17 protein-coding genes and 1 pseudogene are annotated in these 17,525 nt (G+C 71.8%); 5 read left to right on the top strand and 13 right to left on the bottom strand.

Features of this window, described 5'->3' with window-relative positions:
- Positions 1–42: 42 nt before the first annotated feature.
- The 5 genes from ACQUQD_RS29550 to ACQUQD_RS29530 form a co-directional block, all read right to left on the bottom strand.
- Positions 43–996, bottom strand: a complete 954-nt coding sequence (locus ACQUQD_RS29550; RefSeq protein ID WP_428955188.1) for an ROK family glucokinase — start codon at positions 994–996, stop codon at positions 43–45.
- Between the two features lie 158 nt (positions 997–1,154).
- Positions 1,155–1,619 carry a DUF5304 domain-containing protein gene (locus ACQUQD_RS29545; protein WP_428955187.1) on the bottom strand — a complete coding sequence of 155 codons (465 nt, stop codon included), beginning with the start codon at positions 1,617–1,619 and terminating at the stop codon, positions 1,155–1,157.
- 103 nt (positions 1,620–1,722) lie between these two features.
- The gene (locus ACQUQD_RS29540) at positions 1,723–2,841 is read right to left on the bottom strand and encodes an ArsA family ATPase (RefSeq protein ID WP_428955186.1); all 1,119 of its coding nucleotides are present in this window, start codon (positions 2,839–2,841) and stop codon (positions 1,723–1,725) included.
- A 75-nt stretch (positions 2,842–2,916) separates the two neighbouring features.
- A complete protein-coding gene (locus tag ACQUQD_RS29535) occupies positions 2,917–3,354 on the bottom strand; it encodes an SRPBCC family protein (RefSeq protein WP_428955185.1) in 438 nt (145 codons plus the stop codon).
- A gap of 89 nt (positions 3,355–3,443) precedes the next feature.
- Positions 3,444–4,205, bottom strand: a complete 762-nt coding sequence (locus ACQUQD_RS29530; protein ID WP_428955184.1) for a metallophosphoesterase family protein — start codon at positions 4,203–4,205, stop codon at positions 3,444–3,446.
- Positions 4,206–4,516: 311 nt separating this feature from the next.
- Here ACQUQD_RS29530 and ACQUQD_RS29525 point away from each other — a divergent pair, with 311 nt between their 5' ends.
- Positions 4,517–6,313: an AMP-dependent synthetase/ligase gene (locus ACQUQD_RS29525; RefSeq protein WP_428955183.1), complete on the top strand. Its 1,797-nt coding sequence runs from the start codon at positions 4,517–4,519 to the stop codon at positions 6,311–6,313.
- A gap of 121 nt (positions 6,314–6,434) precedes the next feature.
- On the opposite strand, the gene ACQUQD_RS29520 is transcribed toward ACQUQD_RS29525, so the two are convergent.
- Positions 6,435–7,586, bottom strand: a complete 1,152-nt coding sequence (locus ACQUQD_RS29520; RefSeq protein ID WP_428955182.1) for a glycosyltransferase family 4 protein — start codon at positions 7,584–7,586, stop codon at positions 6,435–6,437.
- A gap of 92 nt (positions 7,587–7,678) precedes the next feature.
- Here ACQUQD_RS29520 and ACQUQD_RS29515 point away from each other — a divergent pair, with 92 nt between their 5' ends.
- On the top strand, positions 7,679–8,929 hold the full coding sequence (locus ACQUQD_RS29515) for a glycosyltransferase 87 family protein (protein ID WP_428955181.1): 1,251 nt from the start codon (positions 7,679–7,681) through the stop codon (positions 8,927–8,929).
- On the opposite strand, the gene ACQUQD_RS29510 is transcribed toward ACQUQD_RS29515, so the two are convergent.
- Positions 8,884–9,036, bottom strand: a complete 153-nt coding sequence (locus ACQUQD_RS29510; RefSeq protein WP_428957791.1) for a hypothetical protein — start codon at positions 9,034–9,036, stop codon at positions 8,884–8,886. The two genes, ACQUQD_RS29515 and ACQUQD_RS29510, sit on opposite strands and share 46 nt — an antisense overlap.
- Here ACQUQD_RS29510 and ACQUQD_RS29505 point away from each other — a divergent pair.
- Positions 9,035–9,215 (top strand): annotated as a pseudogene (locus ACQUQD_RS29505) (PadR family transcriptional regulator); the annotation flags it as partial. The gene ACQUQD_RS29510 and the pseudogene ACQUQD_RS29505 sit on opposite strands and share 2 nt — an antisense overlap.
- Before the next feature lie 20 nt (positions 9,216–9,235).
- Here ACQUQD_RS29505 and ACQUQD_RS29500 read toward each other — a convergent pair.
- From ACQUQD_RS29500 to ACQUQD_RS29480, 5 genes are all read right to left on the bottom strand, one after another.
- The gene (locus ACQUQD_RS29500) at positions 9,236–10,438 is read right to left on the bottom strand and encodes a hypothetical protein (protein ID WP_428955180.1); all 1,203 of its coding nucleotides are present in this window, start codon (positions 10,436–10,438) and stop codon (positions 9,236–9,238) included.
- Between the two features lie 35 nt (positions 10,439–10,473).
- Positions 10,474–11,499, bottom strand: a complete 1,026-nt coding sequence (locus ACQUQD_RS29495) for an NlpC/P60 family protein (protein WP_428955179.1) — start codon at positions 11,497–11,499, stop codon at positions 10,474–10,476.
- Between the two features lie 224 nt (positions 11,500–11,723).
- Positions 11,724–12,749: an NlpC/P60 family protein gene (locus ACQUQD_RS29490; RefSeq protein ID WP_428957690.1), complete on the bottom strand. Its 1,026-nt coding sequence runs from the start codon at positions 12,747–12,749 to the stop codon at positions 11,724–11,726.
- A gap of 295 nt (positions 12,750–13,044) precedes the next feature.
- Positions 13,045–14,397 (bottom strand): NYN domain-containing protein, encoded by a 1,353-nt coding sequence (locus ACQUQD_RS29485; protein WP_428955178.1) that lies wholly within the window; start codon positions 14,395–14,397, stop codon positions 13,045–13,047.
- A 33-nt stretch (positions 14,398–14,430) separates the two neighbouring features.
- Positions 14,431–14,670 carry a hypothetical protein gene (locus ACQUQD_RS29480; RefSeq protein WP_338695757.1) on the bottom strand — a complete coding sequence of 80 codons (240 nt, stop codon included), beginning with the start codon at positions 14,668–14,670 and terminating at the stop codon, positions 14,431–14,433.
- Positions 14,671–14,807: 137 nt separating this feature from the next.
- On the opposite strand from ACQUQD_RS29480, the gene ACQUQD_RS29475 reads away from it, so the two are divergent.
- Complete coding sequence (locus ACQUQD_RS29475; RefSeq protein ID WP_428955177.1) at positions 14,808–15,551, top strand: rhomboid family intramembrane serine protease; 744 nt, start codon at positions 14,808–14,810, stop codon at positions 15,549–15,551.
- On the top strand, positions 15,548–15,829 hold the full coding sequence (locus ACQUQD_RS29470) for an Lrp/AsnC family transcriptional regulator (protein ID WP_428955176.1): 282 nt from the start codon (positions 15,548–15,550) through the stop codon (positions 15,827–15,829). The genes ACQUQD_RS29475 and ACQUQD_RS29470 overlap by 4 nt, the downstream gene beginning before the upstream one ends.
- Positions 15,830–15,914: 85 nt before the next feature.
- Here ACQUQD_RS29470 and ACQUQD_RS29465 read toward each other — a convergent pair whose 3' ends face one another.
- Positions 15,915–17,315 carry an aminotransferase class V-fold PLP-dependent enzyme gene (locus ACQUQD_RS29465; protein ID WP_428955175.1) on the bottom strand — a complete coding sequence of 467 codons (1,401 nt, stop codon included), beginning with the start codon at positions 17,313–17,315 and terminating at the stop codon, positions 15,915–15,917.
- Positions 17,316–17,525: the final 210 nt, after the last annotated feature.

Here is a 17,525-nt window from a genome sequence, read left to right as displayed (position 1 = left end):
CCGCCCCAGAGGGGAACGACGGGCACCTGGCGTACATCGGTGTCACATCACCGGGTCGGGCTCCCGTGCCAGGTCGGCGGCGCCGACCATGCCCGCCTTGTTGCCCAGCTGGGCCGCGATGACGTCGGCGACCGGCCGCCAGTTCCCGCCGACCAGCCAGCGCTTGTATGACTTGCGGATCGGGTCGAGGACCAGCTCGCCCTCGTCGGAGAGGCCGCCGCCGACGATGAACGCCGACGGGTCGAAGAGCGAGGCGAGGTCGGCCAGGCCCGCGCCGGCCCAGCGGGCCAGCTCGCGGTAGGAGTCCACCGCGACGGGGTCGCCCTCGCGGGCGGCCGTGGAGATGTGCTTGCCCTCGATGCCGTCGGGGCTGCCGTCGCCGAGCGACAGCAGGTACTCGGCGTTCTCGGGGGTGGCGTTGGCGCGCTGCTTGGCGTAGCGGACCAGGGCGCGCCCGGACGCGTACTGCTCCCAGCAGCCCTGCGAACCGCAGCCGCACAGCAGGCCGTCCGGCACCATGCGGATGTGGCCGAACTCGGCGGCGACGCCGAAGTGGCCGCGGCGCAGCTTGTTGCCGATGATGATGCCGCCGCCGAGGCCCGTGCCGAGCGTGATGCAGATGACGTTGCGGTGGCCCTTGCCCGCGCCGAACTTGTACTCGCCCCAGGCTGCCGCGTTCGCGTCGTTCTCCACGACGACGGGCAGGCCGACGCGCTGCTCGACCTTCTCCTTCAGCGGCTCCTGGCGCCAGTCGATGTTCGGCGCGAAGTACACGGTGGAGCGCTGACGGTTGACGTATCCGGCGGCGCCGATGCCCACGCCCACGATCTCGTGCCCGGCCCTGGCGCCTTCCACGGCCGAGGCGATCGCGTCCACGATCCCGTCAGGCGTGGACGGCGTCGGCACCTTGAACGTGGAGAGGATGTTGCCCTCCTCGTCGACCACGCCGGCCGCGATCTTCGTGCCGCCGATATCGACGCCGATGGTGAGTCCCATGAATCCCTCAGTTCGGTCGAGCCCCGCTACGGCCCACCGTACCTGAGGGCCTGCCGTCGGATTCCTGCCGTTCGCCCGAAGGGCGGGCCCGACGGCGTGCCGGACGCCGTCGGACGAACAGGAAGCGGCCAGGAATCCGTCGGCGGGTCCTCGATGCTTCAGTCCAGGTCGATGTGCTCCCCGCCGGGGCCTTCGTCCTTCGGCGTCCGGGGGGCCTTCCGCTCCTGGGAGCGCTGGGTCCAGCGGCTCTCCTGGTTCTCCACGGCGGAGCGGTACGCGGCGAGCAGCTCGGAGCCGGCGGCGGCGAGGTGGTCGAAGACGTCGGAGTTGCGCTCGATGACCGGCTCGACGACGGACCTGGCCTGCCGGACGACCTGCCGGGCGACCTGCTCGGCGGTGCCCTGCGCCATGGCGCCGAGGAACGGGGCCTGTGCCCCGGACAGGTCGGAGAGCTTGTCGGCGACGGCGTCGACGAGCTTGCGCAGCTCCTCGGCGGCGGAGCCGGGGGGCGGCCCCTGCTCGGCCCGGCGGCGGGCCTTCTCCGCCGCGAGATCCTCGGCACAGGCCTGCTCCCAGGCGTCTGCGTCGGCCTGGGGTGCGGGCTGCTCGGTGGCGTCGCTCATGACGGCTGACTCCTGCGAAGAGCTGAAGGGGGTGCTGAAGCGGTGACGTCTTCGACGTTACCCGAACGGGTGCATGGCCTCACTAGGTCGTGTACGGGAGAAATCAGGACCGGGACTGCGGCCAGAGGTCCGGGTCGGGGGCGAACCGCACGCGCAGCTCGCCGTCGACGAGCCCGGCCCCGGCCACGGTGCAGCGGCGGGGCGCGGAGGGCAGCGGGACGACGCGGCGGAAGGGTCCCGCGCCGACGACGATCTCGTCGCCCCGGCGGATCAGGGTGAGCTCCTCGCGGACGGCGCCGGGCAGCGGGATCCGCCAGACCAGGACGCCGTCGTCCTGGAGTCGGTCCTCGACGGGCCAGGGGGTGCGGGGCGCGGGGATGTCGGGGAGCGCAGCGTCGAGGCCGGGGAGGCCGTCGAGCTCGGCGCCGCGCGGGTCGCGGCCGAGGTGGGGTATCTCCCGGGCGCCCGGCCACTGGGCGACGACCTTGCGCTGGCGGGCGGCGGCGTCGGCCAGCCACGGGTCGGTGGAGCCGTCGGGGAGCATCCGGTTGGCGATCAGGGTCTCGGTGCGCAGGCCGTGGAGGGCGAGCCCGGTGCTGGTGACGCGGAGGGTCTCGGCGGCGGCCTGGGTGGGCTCGGCGACGAGGCGTACGAGGGTGGTGTCGGCGTCGATCACGGCCTGGGCAGCGGCGAGTTCGCGGTCCCAGCGGGCGGCGGTCTCGTACAGCCACTCCGCGGGCATCGGCACCCCCGCGAGCCGCCCGAGGACGGGGCGCAGGGCGCGGGCCGCCTGGCGTTCGGCGGGGAGCAGGCGGCGCAGATAGCGGCGCAGCTGTTCGGGCAGGGCGAGGACGGCGACGGCGTGCGGGGCGGGCGGCAGGTCGACGACGACCAGGTCGGACGCCTCTTCGGCGCTGTTGCGCAGGGCGCGCAGCAGGGCGAGTTCGTCGCTGCCGGGCAGCGGCGTGAGTTCGTCGGCGTCGAGCCGGGCGGCCCCGAGCAGGTCGAGCGCGGAACCGGCCCGGTCCTGCAGGGCGAGCAGATCGTCCCGGAATCCGTCGGCCGGGGTGAGCCGGGTGACGGTGACGCCGGGCAGGTCCGCCACGGTGTCACCGGTGATCAGGTGCGTGCGCAGCCCGTCCCGGGCGGCCTTCAGGGCGGTGGCGGCGGCGATCGTGGTCCGGCCGGAGCCACCGGGACCGGTGACGAGAAGGGTGCGCATGAGGATCGAGGCTACCTGGGCGGGCGCGGACCCACGGGGCCCGCCCCGGACCCCGCTCCCCGGCTGTCGCGGCGGCTACTTGCCCGCTTCCACGCGCTTCTTCAGTCCGGCCAGCGCCCGGTCGATGATGACCTTCTCGGCCTTGCGCTTGATCATCCCGAGCATCGGGATCTTCACGTCGACGGTCAGCGAGTACGTGACCTCGGTGCCCGTACCGGCCGGCTTCAGCACGTACGACCCGTCGAGCGACCGGAGCATCTGGGACTTGACGAGTGTCCAGGACACCTCGTTCTCGCCCGCCCAGGTGTACTTGAGGGTCTGGTCGTCCTTGATCGCGCCGGCGTCCATGACGAGGCGGACCTGCTCGGCCCGGCCGGAGTCGTCGGTCGCGAGGACCTCGGACTCCTTCACCTCGCCGGTCCAGTCCGGGTAGCGGGCGAAGTCGGCGATCACCCCCATGACATCGGCCGGTGCCGCCTCGATCGTGATGCTCGAGCTGGTGTGTTCCGCCATCGCCGTGGCTCCTCCAGATACCGGTCAGGGGTCCCGCCGTGCATACGTGTGTGTCGCGTGAAGGCTATCGCGCGCCGACCGGCCCGCCGTCACCACTCCAGGGCCCAGGGCCGCCCCGCGCTCGCGAAGTGGCCGACATTGACGCACTCCGTGACGCCGATCCGCATGCGCCGGGCGAGCGGCTGGTGGACGTGGCCGAACAGGGAGTAGCGGGGCCGGGTGCGGCGAATGGCGTCGAGGACGGCGCGGCTGCCGCGCTCGAAGCGCCGGGCCACCGTGTCGTAGACCAGCTCCGGGACCTCCGGCGGGATGTGCGTGCACAGCACGTCGACCTCCCCGACGGCCTCGATCTTGGCGGCGTACTCCTCGTCGTCGATCTCGTAGGGGGTCCGCATCGGCGTCCGCAGCCCGCCGCCGACGAACCCGAACGTCCAGCCGCCGATCTCGACCCGCTCCCCGTCGAGCACGGAGGTGCCCGGCCCGGCGTACTCACTCCACAGCTGCGGCATGTCGACGTTGCCGTAGGTGGCGTACGTAGGAGAGGGGAAGGCGGCGAACAGCTCCGAGTACTGCTTGCGCACGGCTTTTTCGATGGCGGGGCCGCGGTCGATGCCCGCCCAGAGCCGGGCCCCGAAGGCTCTGGCCTCCTCGAACCGGCGGGCGGTGCGCAGCTCGACGATGCGGTCGGCGTTCTCGACTCCGAACAAGTCGGGAAAAATGCCGCGCGAGTGGTCGGCGTAGTCGAGGAAGAGGACCAGGTCACCGAGGCAGACGAGGGCGTCGGCGCCGTCGCCGGCTCGTGCGAGGTCGGTGGAGTTTCCGTGCACATCGCTGACTACATGTACGCGCATGCGATCACCCTAGGACGATGGGTCCAAAGTGGGTAGAGGCCGCCGGACCTGCGGTTACTTCCGAGTCAGGAAGCGTGTGGACTACTGTGCGCAAAGCACCGCCGTGACGTGTGACGCAGCGAACATCTGGCCTGGACCCCCTACCGAAAAAGCAGTACTGGTGGGTAACGTCCGGGCAGTCCAGTCGTGCTCAGTTCAACCACATCGATCAAGAAGACGATCGACGAGGCCCTGAGCACCTGCCCGATCTTGGACCGCACCGACGCAGCACACAGAGTCGTGGCGCCGGCGCCTTATGAGGAGCAGCAGTCTTGCGCGAGTTCAGCCTTCCGGCTTTGTACGAGGTCCCTGCGGACGGCAATCTGACCGACATCGTCCGCAGAAACGCCGCGCAGCATCCCGACGTCGCCGTCATCGGACGCAAGGTCGACGGCACCTGGCAGGACGTCACGTCCGTCCAGTTCCTCGCCGAAGTGGTGGCCGCCGCGAAGGGCCTCATCGCCTCCGGCGTGCAGGCGGGCGACCGGGTCGGCCTCATGTCCCGTACGCGCTACGAGTGGACCCTGCTCGACTTCGCGATCTGGAGCGCCGGCGCGGTCACCGTCCCGGTCTACGAGACGAGCTCGGCCGAGCAGATCCAGTGGATCCTCGGCGACTCCGGTGCCGTCGCGATCCTCGTCGAGTCGGACGCGCACGCCGCGGCCGTCGCCTCCGTGCACGACCGGCTGCCCCAGCTGCGGCACGTCTGGCAGATCGACGCCGGCGGCGTCGAGGAGCTGAACCGGGCCGGCGCCGAGGTGCCCGACCGGACGGTGGACGAGCGCAGCGCGGTGGCGAAGGCCGACGACCCGGCCACGATCGTCTACACGTCGGGCACCACGGGCCGCCCCAAGGGCTGCGTCCTGACGCACCGCAGCTTCTTCGCGGAGTGCGGCAATGTGGTGGAGCGCCTGAAGCCCCTGTTCCGTACGGGTGAGTGCTCGGTGCTGCTCTTCCTCCCCGTCGCGCACGTCTTCGGCCGGCTGGTCGAGGTGGCGTCGCTGATGGCCCCGATCAAGCTGGGCCACGCCCCCGACATCAAGCACCTCACCGATGAACTGGCCGCGTTCAGGCCCACGTTGATCCTGGGCGTGCCGCGGGTCTTCGAGAAGGTCTACAACTCGGCGCGGGCCAAGGCGCAGGCCGAGGGCAAGGGCAAGATCTTCGACAAGGCCGCCGACACGGCGATCGAGTACAGCCGCGCGCTCGACACCCCGAAGGGCCCGTCGCTCGCGCTGAAGCTCAAGTACAAGACGTTCGACAAGCTGGTCTACAGCAAGCTGCGCGCGGTGCTCGGCGGCCGCGGCGAGTACGCGATCTCGGGCGGCGCCCCGCTGGGCGAGCGCCTCGGCCATTTCTTCCGCGGTATCGGCTTCACGGTCCTGGAGGGCTACGGCCTGACCGAGTCGTGCGCCGCCACCGCGTTCAACCCGTGGGACCGCCAGAAGATCGGCACGGTGGGCCAGCCGCTGCCCGGCTCGGTCGTGCGGATCGCCGACGACGGCGAGGTGCTGCTGCACGGCGAGCACCTGTTCACCGGCTACTGGAACAACGAGGCCGCGACGCAGGAGGCGCTCGCCGACAACTGGTTCCACACCGGTGACATCGGCACGCTCGACGAGGACGGCTACCTCCGCATCACCGGCCGCAAGAAGGAGATCATCGTGACGGCGGGCGGCAAGAACGTCGCCCCGGCCGTCATCGAGGACCGCATCCGGGCGCACGCGCTGGTCGCGGAGTGCATGGTGGTGGGCGACGGGCGGCCGTTCGTCGGCGCCCTGGTCACCATCGACGAGGAGTTCCTCGGCAAGTGGGCCGTGGACCACGGCAAGCCGGCCGACTCCACGGTGGCCTCGCTGCGCGACGACGCGGATCTGCTGGCCGCGATCCAGACGGCCGTGGACGACGGCAACGCGGCGGTCTCCAAGGCGGAGTCGGTCCGCAAGTTCCGCATCCTGGGCGCTCAGTTCACGGAGGAGTCGGGCCATCTGACGCCGTCACTGAAGCTGAAGCGGAACGTGGTGGCGAAGGATTACGCGGACGAGGTCGAGGCGATCTACCGGGGCTGACCGCGCCCACGCACCGTAGGCCCGTACCCCCGTAGGCGGGTGCGGGCCTCGTCGTGGTTGCTCGCGCAGTTCCCCGCGCCCCTGAAGGCTGCGGCTTCGCCGCGCCTCCACCCGGTCGGCGCTACAGCAACCCCCGCAACCGCTCCGCCAACAGGTCCCACCGCCACCGCTCCTCGACCCACTCCCGGCCGCGCTCCCCCATCGCCCGCCGCAACTCCGGGTCGAGCAACAGCGCGGCCACCCGGTCGGCGGCCTCCTCGGGGGACCCGCCCCGTACGACCCAGCCCGTCTCCCCGTCGAGGACCGCGTCCGGCGCACCGCCCGAGTCACCGGCCACCACCGGCAGCCCCGTCGCGGACGCCTCCAGGTACACGATCCCGAGGCCCTCGACGTCCAGTCCTCCGCGCCGCGTCCGGCAGGGCATGGCGAACACGTCACCGGCCCCGTAGTGCGCGGGGAGTTCCGCCCACGGCACGGCCCCGGTGAAGCGCACGGAGTCCGCGACGCCGGTCTCCTGCGCCAGCTTGCGCAGCTCCTTCTCGTACGGGCCGCCGCCCACGATCAGCAGCACCGCGTCCGGCACGGCCGCCAGGATCCGCGGCATCGCGAGGATCAGCGTGTCCTGGCCCTTGCGCGGCACCAGCCGCGAGACGCACACCACCACGGGGCGGTCCGAGAGGCCGAGCCGGGCCCGCACCGCGTCGCCGCCCGACGCCGGGTGGAACGTCTTCTCGTCGACCCCGGGCGGGAGTTGGACCATCCGGCCGGCCGCCGCGGGCGTCAGTGCCGCCGCGATCCGCGACCTCGTGTACTCGCCCAGGTACGTGATCGTGTCCGTCGACTCGCCGATCCGGCGCAGCAGGCTCCGGGACGCGGGGAGCTGGGCCCAGCCCGCTTCGTGCCCGTGGGTCGTCGCGACCAGGCGCTCCGCACCGGCCCGGCGCAGAGCCGGCGCCATCAGGCCCAGCGGCGCGGCCGCCCCGAACCACACCGACGTACAGCCGTGCTCCTTCAGGAGGCCCACCGCGCGCCGGGTCACGCGCGGCGTCGGCAGCAGCATCGTCGTACGGTCGCGTACGACGGTGAACGGCTGTTCCGCGTCGAAGGCCGCGGTCGCCTCGACGCCTTCCCGGCCGCGCTTCCACGTGGACGCGTAGACGACGAGCTGCTCGGGGTCCAGGCGCAGTGCCATGTTGTGCAGGAATGCCTGGATGCCGCCTGGGCGGGGCGGGAAGTCGTTGGTCACGACCAGCGTCTTGTTTGTCTTGTGCATCGCCGCAGACAGTACCGAACCCACCCGAAGGAACGCGCCACGCCGCCTCGGTCCATGGCCACCACACAGTTCGGCCCGGCATGATGGTTCGAATGAAGACGCGAAATCCCGCAGGGGTCCTTGTCACGTGGGCCCTGACCAGGACGCTGCTGCTGTTGTGCGTCTTCAAGGTCATCATGGTCCCCGGCCCCGACGTGACCAGCGACGTCTCGGTGATCTACCAGGGCTGGTTCGACATCCTGCGGACAGGAACGTTCCCGCTGGACGATGTCACCTGGCAGTACCCGCCGGTCGCCGCGGTCGCCATCCTCTCCCCCGCGGTGCTGCCGTTCCTCGCGTACACGTCGGCGTTCTTCCTGATGGCGTTCCTCGCCGACGCGGCCGTCTTCCTGATGCTCCTGTACGTCTCCGAGCGGCACGGCAAGTCGCGGCGCGGCGTGTGGGTGTGGGTGGCGGGCCTGCCGCTGCTCGGGCAGACCGTGTACGCGCGCTACGACGTGATGGTCACCGCCGTCGCGGTCGCGGGGCTGCTCGCGGCCGCCCGGCATCCGAAGGCCGCGGGCGTCATGGCCGCGCTCGGCGCGATGCTCAAGGTGTGGCCGGCGCTGCTGCTGATCGGCACCCGGCGCGGCCGGGCCACCCGTGAGGCGTGGGGCGCGGCGGCGATGACGGCCGGCCTGCTCGCGCTCACCTTCCTCGTCGCGATGCCGGGCGCGTTCGCCTTTCTGACGTTCCAGCGGGACCGGGGCACGGAGGTCGAGTCGCTCGGCGCGCTGGTCTTCCACGTGGCACGGCAGTTCGGCTGGTCGGGCACGGTGCAGCTGAACTACGGCTCGGTCGAGTTCCTCGGCCCGTACGTGGACCTGGTCAGCGCCCTCGCGCAGGGGCTGACCGTGCTGGCCTTCGGCTGGCTGGTGCTGTGGCGGCTGCGGGCCCGCGCCTGGGCGTCGAGCACGCTCGCCGACGCGGGTCTGACGGCGGTGCTGCTGTTCACGACGACGAGCCGGGTGATCAGCCCGCAGTACATGCTGTGGCTGGTCGGTCTCGCGGCGGTGTGCCTGCTGTTCCGCGACAGCAGGATGACGCTGCCCGTGGGGCTGGTGCTGGCGGCGACGTTCGTGACGTTCCTGGAGTTCCCCATCTGGTTCTCGCACGTGGTCGCCAGCGACTCCCTCGGCCTCGCTCTGCTCCTCGTCCGCAACGGGCTGCTGGTCGCCGCGACGCTGAGCGCCTGCCGTCGCCTGTGGCGGGCGACGGTGACCGAGCCGCGCCGCGCCGCGCGCACCCCGGTGCCCGCTCAGGCCGCGCGGGCCGGTTTCAGCGAGGCGACCACGTCCTCCTGACCGGCCGCCCGCCGCGCCATGAGCACCAGGCATCCGCACTGCACGGCCATGGCGAGGGCCAGGAAGAGCAGGGCGAAGCCCAGCCCCGCGGCGCCCGCCACGAGCACCGCCCGGCGCCTGGACTTTCTGGAGACCCCGGCGAGCTTCTTCTACGACGAGGAGGGCGGGCCGGTGCGCGCCGAGGAACCCGAGGACCTGTTCCGGGGGGATGCTGCGGGTCGCGCGGGCCACCGGCACGGCGGAGCGGGCCTGGCTGCGCGAGGCGATCGCCGAACTCACCGGCTGATCGCCGGACTCGCCCGTCGGTCAGCCCAGTTCGCTGCGGACGTACGCCCGCCAGCGCGCCACGAAGTCGTTCTCGTCGATCCCGAGGACGCTCCGCAGGGCGCCCTCCACGGCACCGGCCCGCTGCTTGTGCCCGCCGACCGCGGTGTAGAACGCGTTGAGCTTCGCCTCGCCCCACTCCTCGGCGATCATCCGGCAGGCCATCCAGCCGCTCTCGTACGCCCGCGCGAGCTCGGCCGCGTCACCGCTGAACCCGAAGTCCGCGTCGTCCGGCAGCCGGCCGGGAGCGGAGCCCTCCTGCACCGCCCGCTGCAGCTCGGGCGCGGCCTGCCCGGCGGTGCGGCCCGTGTCGCGGTACCCCGTCCAGTCCGCGTACCCCTCCGACAGCCACAGGGGCGTCGCCGCCGAGGTCACCGCGCGGGTGGCCACGTGCGCGGTCTCGTGGGTCAGGACGACCTGCTTGCCGAAGGCGCCGAGCACGCCGTACGCCTCGGGGTTGATGATCACCCGGTCGGCGGGCGCCGTGCCCGAACCGCCCGCCTCGCCCGTCGTGACGGCGGCGATCCCCTGGTAGCCGGAGGCGGGCGCCCCCAGCAGTCCGCCCATCCCGTCGAGGGACTTGGGGACCAGCACGACGATCCGGCGGGCCCAGCGGTCCCCCCAGGCGTCGGTCACCGCGGGCACCGCGTCGTCGGCGAGGGCCGCGTACGAACGCAGCACGGACCGCTGCTGCCCCACGCCGAGCACCAGGCTGTGCGCGCCCTGCACGGCGGTGACCTTGCCCTGCTCCCACAGCTGCTGCCCGGACTTGTCGGCGGGCTCGTCGCCGATGACGCGCCAGCGTCCGTCCGTGCGCTGCAGCGTCAGGGTCCGCTCGGCGACGACGGGCGCCTTGTCGTACCCGTCGACGCGGTAGCGCAGCTCGGCCGCGGCGCTGACGCGGGACCCGGAACCGTCGAGCCGGGTCAGCTCGTACGCCCAGGACTCCAGCGGGACCTCGGCGAGGTCGGGGAGCAGATAGGGGTCGGCGCCGCCGGTCGCCCGGTACGCGGCGGCGTCCTGGGCCAGGACGGCGGCCGCCCGCCGGTCCAGGACGCGCTGCACGGCGGCCGAACGGGAGTCGGTGGGCGCGGTGTCCGGGCCGCACCCGGACACGACGGCGAGCAGGGCGCCGAGCGCCACGAAGCACCCCGCCCTGTTCACCGCACGCCGTCGACCAGCCATCCTTGCGATCGTACGGCGCTTTGCGCGGGCAGGCCTCAGACGCGGGTCACCGAGGAGACGGGCATCATGCCGACGGGGTCGTAGCGCACCGGGGCACCGGGGTAGGGCGCGTGGATGACCTGGCCGTTGCCCGCGTAGATGCCGATGTGGTGGGCGTCCGAGCCGTAGGCGACCAGGTCGCCGGGGCGGGCCGCGGAGAGCGGGACCTGCTGCCCCGCGTACCGCTGGGCCTGCGAGGTGCGCGGCAGACCGACTCCGGCCTGCCCGTACGACCACTGCATCAGGCCCGAACAGTCGAACCCGGAGGGGCCGTTGGCGCCCCAGATGTAGGGCTTGCCGAGCGCCGACTGGGCGGCGGCGAGGGCGGCGGCCGCGCGGGCCGAGGAGGCGGGGCCCGCTCCGGCCAGGTCGGGGCGGGCGTCGCCGCGCGAGGCCCGCTCGTACGCGTCGCGGTCGGCGCTCGGCATCGAGTTGAGCAGCCGCCGCGCCTTGGCCAGCTTCGCCTCGACGGTGCGCTTGTGCTGGGCGACGGCCTTGCGGCTCTTCTCCAGCTCGGCGAGCTTGCGTTGCGCCTCGGCGCGCTGCTGCGCCAGATCCCGCTGGGCGCTCTGCAGTTCGGCGAGGTCACCGGCCTGCCGGGCGCTGATCCGGTTGAGCGCGCTGGCCCGGTCGAGATAGCCGTCCGGGTCGGAGGAGAGCATCAGGGCGAGCGAGGGGTCCATGCCGCCGGAGCGGTACTGGGCACCGGCCACCATGCCGAGCGCCTGGCGCATCTTGTTGATCCGCTCCTGCCCCCGGGCCACCTGGTCCTGGGACGCGGCGAGTTCGTCGCGGAGCGTGTCGGCACGCTCGTCGGCCTTGTTGAACGCCTCGGTGGCGGTCTCCGCCTGCTCGTACAGGCGGTCCACCTCGGCCTTCGTGTCGGCCGGCTTGTCCTGCGGCGCGGCGCCCGCCGGGACGGCGCCGAGGGCTGCCGCCGCGGAGGCGGCGGCCACGGTCAGGACGGTTGCGCGCGTGCTCCGGTCGAGGCCGGAGTGCGCAGTGCGGCGATGGGACCCCACGGGTGGCCGCTCTCCCTTCCGCTGACGATGCTGCTGGCGCTCCCCGTGATCGGGGAATGCGCGCCGACAGTAGCCGCGCGACTACCGCCCGGCCAACGACCGTTCGGGGAGCGCACAGCCCGACGCCCCGCCTCTGACGCAGGTCAGTGGCGGGGCGTGGGGTCAGCGAAGGACGCCGGAATTCGCCCGAACGGGCGCGTTTCCAGGTGTCGTTGGTACGAGGATCAGATGCGGACGCCGAACTGGAACGAGCCGATCGTGCTCATCGACTCGTAGCGGACGACGGCGCCGGGGTGCGGGGCGTGCAGCACCTGGCCGTTGCCGGCGTAGAGGCCGACGTGCGCGAGGTTGTTGAAGAAGACCAGGTCGCCGGGCTTGAGCTGGCTCATGCCGATCTTCACGCCGTCGTTCTGCTGCGTGTACGTGGTCCGGGTGATGCCCGCACCGGCCTGGGCGTACGACCACTGGGTCAGGCCCGAGCAGTCGTAGGAGCTGGGGCCCGTGCCGCCGGAGACGTAGGGCTTGCCGAGCTGGGTGGCGGCGGCGCTCAGGGCGGCCCCACCGAGCTTGGAGGCGGGCACCTCGTTGCCGAGGTCGACGCGGCCGGCCGCGGAACGGCTGGCGCGCTCCTCGTCGGCGGCCATCTTGGCGCGCTCGGCGGCGGTGAGGGTGTTGAGCAGCTTCTGCGCGGAGCCGAGCTTGCTCTGGACTTCCTTCTTCTTCTTGCCGAGCTCGGTGCGGGTGTCGGCGAGGTCCTTGAGCTTCTCGGCGGCCTCGGCGCGCTCCTGGGCGAGCGTGCGCTGCTTCTCCTGGACCTTCTTGAGCGACTCGAGCTGCTGGGCGCTCAGCGAGTCGATCGTGGACGCCTTGTCGAGGTAGTCGTCCGGGTCGGCGGAGAGGAAGAGCTGGACGGAGGGGTCGATGCCGCCGGAGCGGTACTGCTGGCTGGCGAGCGAACCGAGGCCCGTGCGCAGTTCGTTGAGATCCTCCTGGCCGCGCGCGACCTTGTCCTGGATCTCGCCGATCTCCTTCTCGAGCTTCTTCTGCTTCTCCTTGGCCCCGTTGTAGAGGTCGGTGGCCTTGCCCGCCTCTTCGTAGAGCTTGTCGACCTTGGCCTTGACCTCACTCTTGTCAGGCTTCGGCGCGGCGTTGGCCGCCTGCGAGGTCAGTGCCACGGCAGCGGCAGCGGTCGCGGTGAGCACGGTCACACGGGTGCGGCTCGGCTGCTTGGGTCGACGGTGGGACGCCACGAAGGCGAGCTCCTTCTTCCTCCAGCCGCCCACGAAAACACCCGGTGGGCGGTGCCCCTCCACCGTCACTCACCTCTTGTGAGTGATCACCCGAGCGGAGGTTCGAGGCCTGACCCTAGTGACCTTCTTGTGATCAGTTCAAATCCTGACGAAAAAAATCTCGGTCACCCACCGCATTCTTTGCACTCAACTCACGTGCAGTGATGCTCGTTTGACACTACGTTGCGTGAAGGTTTCGCCAATTCGGGCATACGGAACGGACCTTGCGGATGTGGCGTTTGGGGCACAGGGGGCGTCAACCCCGCGAGAGCCGCTTCAGGAGCATGACCGACGCAACCGGGCGCGCCCCGGCCTTCGCGACGCCGTCGGCGACCTCCCGGTCCGTGGACACGACGATCACCGGCCGGCCCGGCGGCTCGGCGCGCACCAGCTGGCGAATCAATTCATCAGCGGTGACGCCCGCCTTGGAGAACAGCACCCGCACACCGCGCGGCGGCGCGAGCAGCACCGGCGCCGCCAGCTCGGCCCCGTCGAAGACACAGGTCACCTCGGCCCCGGTCTGCGCGGCGAGCTGCGACAGAGACCCGAGCAGCCGCAGCCGCTGCTTCTCCAGCGGCATCGTCGGATACCCGGTCTTCGTCACGTTGTAGCCGTCGACCACGAGATGGGCCTGCGGCAGCGCGAGCAGCTGGTCGAGGATGGCCGGGTCGTGCTCGTGCAGGGCCCGCGCCGCGATGTCCTTCGGCGTCATCCGGCCCGGCTCCACGGCGTCCACGGAGTCGGCGGGCCGCGCGGAGACGGGCGGCAACGCCAGCTCCCTGCGCAGCCCTTGAGTCGCGTCCAGGACCGTGTCGAGCAGCAGCCGCACGCGCATGTCCTCGACGCTGCGCCCCTCGCGGGCCGCTCTGCGCGACGCCTCCAGGGCCGCCTCGGCCTCACCGAGCCGCGCCTTGATCCGCCGTGTCTCGCTCTCGGCGGCGGACAGCTGCGCCTGCCCCTCGGAGCGGACCGTCTCGGTCTCGGCCTGGGCCTTGCGCGCGGCGGCCTCGCCGCGCTTCACGTCGCTGAGGGCGGCCCGCAGCTTGCGGTGCGCGGCGTCGGCCTCGCGCCGGGCCGCGTCCAGCTCGGTGCGCAACCGTTCCGTCTCGGCCTTGGTGTGCGCCTGCGCCTCGGCGAGCCGGTCGCGCAGCGCCTGCAGTTCGGCCCGGGTCTCCTCGTCGGCGCGCTCGGCGTCGGCCCGCTGGGCCTCCTCACCGGCGGCGGCGACCAGCTTCACCCAGCCCGCGGGCCGCAGCACGTACGCGGCCGCGGCCACGTCCAGCGGGTCCGCGGCGGGCGGCGGCGCGGCGGCGTCCAGCGCGCCGGCCAGCTCGGGCTGCGCCTCCCGGAACCGCTCCGCGATCCGCTGCCGGAACAGCGTCTCGCTCTCCACGGCGGCGGCCATGGCATTGCCCGCGAACTTCACCCGTCGAGTCGGGGTGAACCTCGCATACTGTCGCAATTGGGGCGGCAGTTCACCGATCGTCAGGCCTCCGAAGCCGTCCGAGACGATCTGCACGACCCGCCGCCGTACGCCTTCGGGCAACGGCCGGTCGAGCACCTCGGCGGCGCCGCCGTCCCCGGCCTCCCCGCCTGTGCTCTCCACCATCCGTCACCCCAAAGTCGCTGTGGGGCCGCTCCTTCAGGAGTCGGCGCCCGGCCTGTCCACGAGTTCCACCTGATCCACCGCGTTGCACCAGCGGCAGCGGACCGACTCGATGGTCTCACTGACCACGTTGCGCTCCTCGACGTTCGGCTCACCGGCCAGGTCGAGGTGCACGTACTCGACGACCTTCGAGGAGCGGGTCACGTCGAACCGCGTGAGATTGCCGCAGAGCGTGCAGCGCCAGCGGGTGGTGGCGGTCGGCAGGGGAACCGTCATTCGGACTGTCGCCTCTTCCTTCGAGCACGGCCCTCGGCTCGTGCGCTTTCCGTGGTGCGTGGTGCTTGCTTTATTGCCCGTAACCCTACGGCCTGCCGTACACCGCCCGCTCCCCGCCTTGCGTCATGCTCTCTTTCATGATCGGCAACGGACGTGACGCGATCGGCAAAGTGACCGCATTCCTCAGAGGGCATCCGGCTCCGGTCACGTACGGAATCATCGCCGTCTGCACCGTGGTCTTCGTGCTCTCCCCGGCATCCGGGCTCAACCCGTCGTACGGCACCGGGGACCGCCTCCTCGCCGCGCAGAGTGCCTACTTCGAGCGCTGGGGAGTCGTCCCCACGGAACTCTTCACCGGATCGCCCCGGGCCGCTCTCACCCCGGCCACAGCCCTCTTCGTCCACGGCAGCTGGGTGCACCTGCTCGGCAACATGCTCTTCCTCTACGTCTTCGGGGCGATGGTCGAGGAGCGCATGGGCCGCGTGCAGTACGCGTTCTTCTACCTGATCACCGGCTACCTGGCGCTGCTCGGCTACGCGATCGCGCACGCCGACTCCGACCAGACGCTGGTCGGCGCCTCGGGGGCGATCTCGGCGGTGCTGGGCGCGTTCCTGTACCTGTTCCCCGGAGCGCGCGTCACGAGCCTGTTCCCCTTCCTCCTCTTCCTGCCGCTGCGCTTCCCCGCATGGGTGGTCCTGCCGTTCTGGGTGGCGCTGCAGTGGGCGGCGGCGGGGCAGGACAGTCAGGGGCCGGGCGTCGCCTACCTCGCCCACCTGGTGGGCTTCTCGCTCGGGTTCCTCTACGCGTGGGTGAGGTACAGGGGCCGGGCTAGAGTGAACGCAGTCCCAACCACGGCCACCGAGGGAGACAGCCAGCCGTGATCACCGCGATCGTGCTCATCAAGACCAGCGTGGACCGGATCCCCGAGATCGCCGAGTCGATCGCGGCCCTGGAGAGCGTCAGCGAGGTCTTCTCCGTCACCGGCACGTACGACCTGATCGCCATGGTCCGGGTGGCCCGCCACGACGATCTGGCGGATGTCATCCCGGGCCGGATCAGCAAGATCCAGGGCGTCGAGGCGACGGACACGCACGTCGCTTTCCGCACGTACTCCCAGCACGACCTGGAGGCGGCTTTCTCCATCGGCCTGGACAACTGAAAAGACCGCGGTCGCGCCTGCTCGATGCATGAGCAGGCGCGACCGCGGCTTTTGGTCGTGGCTTTTCGTGGGTTGCTCGCGTGCCTTACGGGGCCGGGACGCAGCGGCCCTCTTCGGTGCGGTAGCTCCAGGCGGCGCCGTCCCGGACCAGTTCCTTGACGGCCGCGACGAAGCGCTCGACGTGCTCGTCCGGCGTACCCGCGCCGAAGCTGACCCGGATCGCGTTCAGCGACTTCTCGCCGGGCGCCGCCTCCGGAGCCCCGCACTCGCCCTGGGTCTGCGGGTCGGAGCCGAGCAGGGTGCGCACGAGCGGGTGGGCGCAGAACAGACCGTCCCGCACACCGATCCCGTACTCGGCGGAGAGCGCGGCGGCGAAGTGCGAGGAGTTCCAGCCCTCGACGACGAACGAGATGACGCCGACGCGCGGGGCGTCGTCCCCGAACAGGGACAGCACCTTCACCTCGGGCACCGCGGCGAGCCCCTCGCGCACCGTGCGGATCAGGTACTGCTCGCGGGCGACCAGGGTGTCGAACCCGGCCTCGGTCAGCGCCTTGCAGGCGGAGGCGATGGAGTAGACACCGATGACGTTCGGCGAACCGGCCTCGTGCCGGGCGGCGCTCTCGTGCCACTCGACGTCCACGCCGCCGTCCGTGCGCCGGGCGACCTTGCGGGAGGCGCCGCCGCCGGCGAGGTACGGCTCGGCTGCGGTCAGCCAGTCCGAGCGCCCGGCGAGCACACCGGAGCCGAACGGCGCGTACAGCTTGTGCCCGGAGAACGCGATCCAGTCGACGTCCAGCTCCTGCACGGAGACCGGGTGGTGGGGCGCGAGCTGGGCGGCGTCGAGCACGATGCGGGCACCGTGCGCGTGAGCGGCCGCCGCCAGCTCGCGCACCGGCCAGAGCTCACCGGTGACGTTGGAGGCACCGGTGACGCAGACGAGGGCCGGACCGTAGGGGTCCCGGTCGGCGAGGGCCCGCTCCAGGGTGGCGACGGCCTCCTCCGGGGTGCGCGGCGCGTTCAGGTACGTCACCCGGGCGTCCCGCCAGGGCAGCAGCGACGCGTGGTGCTCGGTCTCGAAGACGAACACCTGGCAGTCGGCGGGGAGGGCGGCGGCGAGCAGGTTCAGCGAGTCGGTGGTGGACCGGGTGAAGACGACCTGGTCGTCCTCGCGGCAGTCGAGGAACTCGGCGACGGTGGCGCGGGAGTTCTCGAACAGGTCGGTCGACAGCTGGGAGAGGTACCCGGCACCGCGGTGCACGCTGCCGTAGTACGGCGCGTAGGCGGCGACGTCGTCCCACACGCGCTGCAGGGCCGGCGCGCTGGCGGCGTAGTCGAGGGCGGCGTACGTCACCTCGCCACCGGTGACGAGCGGCACGGTCACGTCCCGGCCGAGCACCGGCAGCGGGGCCCCACAGGCGGGGTCGGCGGACTCGACGGACTCGACGGAGGAGGTGGTGGCGATGGCGGTGGCAGGGTGAGCGGACATGGCGGTATCTCCCGGCAGGACAAGGCGCAATGGCTGTGAGAGCCCGCACGGAAGCCATCAACCGGCTTACGGCGTACGGGAATTGACCTCGACGTGCGGAACGGAGAGGTCCGTCGCACGGAGGGTGATGGAGATGGAGAAGGGGCTGTGAAGCCCTAGCACATTCGCTTGCTCACGAGACTGCTCCCTCAAACGACCCAGGACCCCTGG

This window comes from Streptomyces sp. cg35 (assembly GCF_050410835.1).
Taxonomy (GTDB): Bacteria; Actinomycetota; Actinomycetes; order Streptomycetales; family Streptomycetaceae; genus Streptomyces.
Note: the sequence above shows the minus strand (reverse complement) of the source record. Positions and strands in the feature narration are given on the sequence as shown.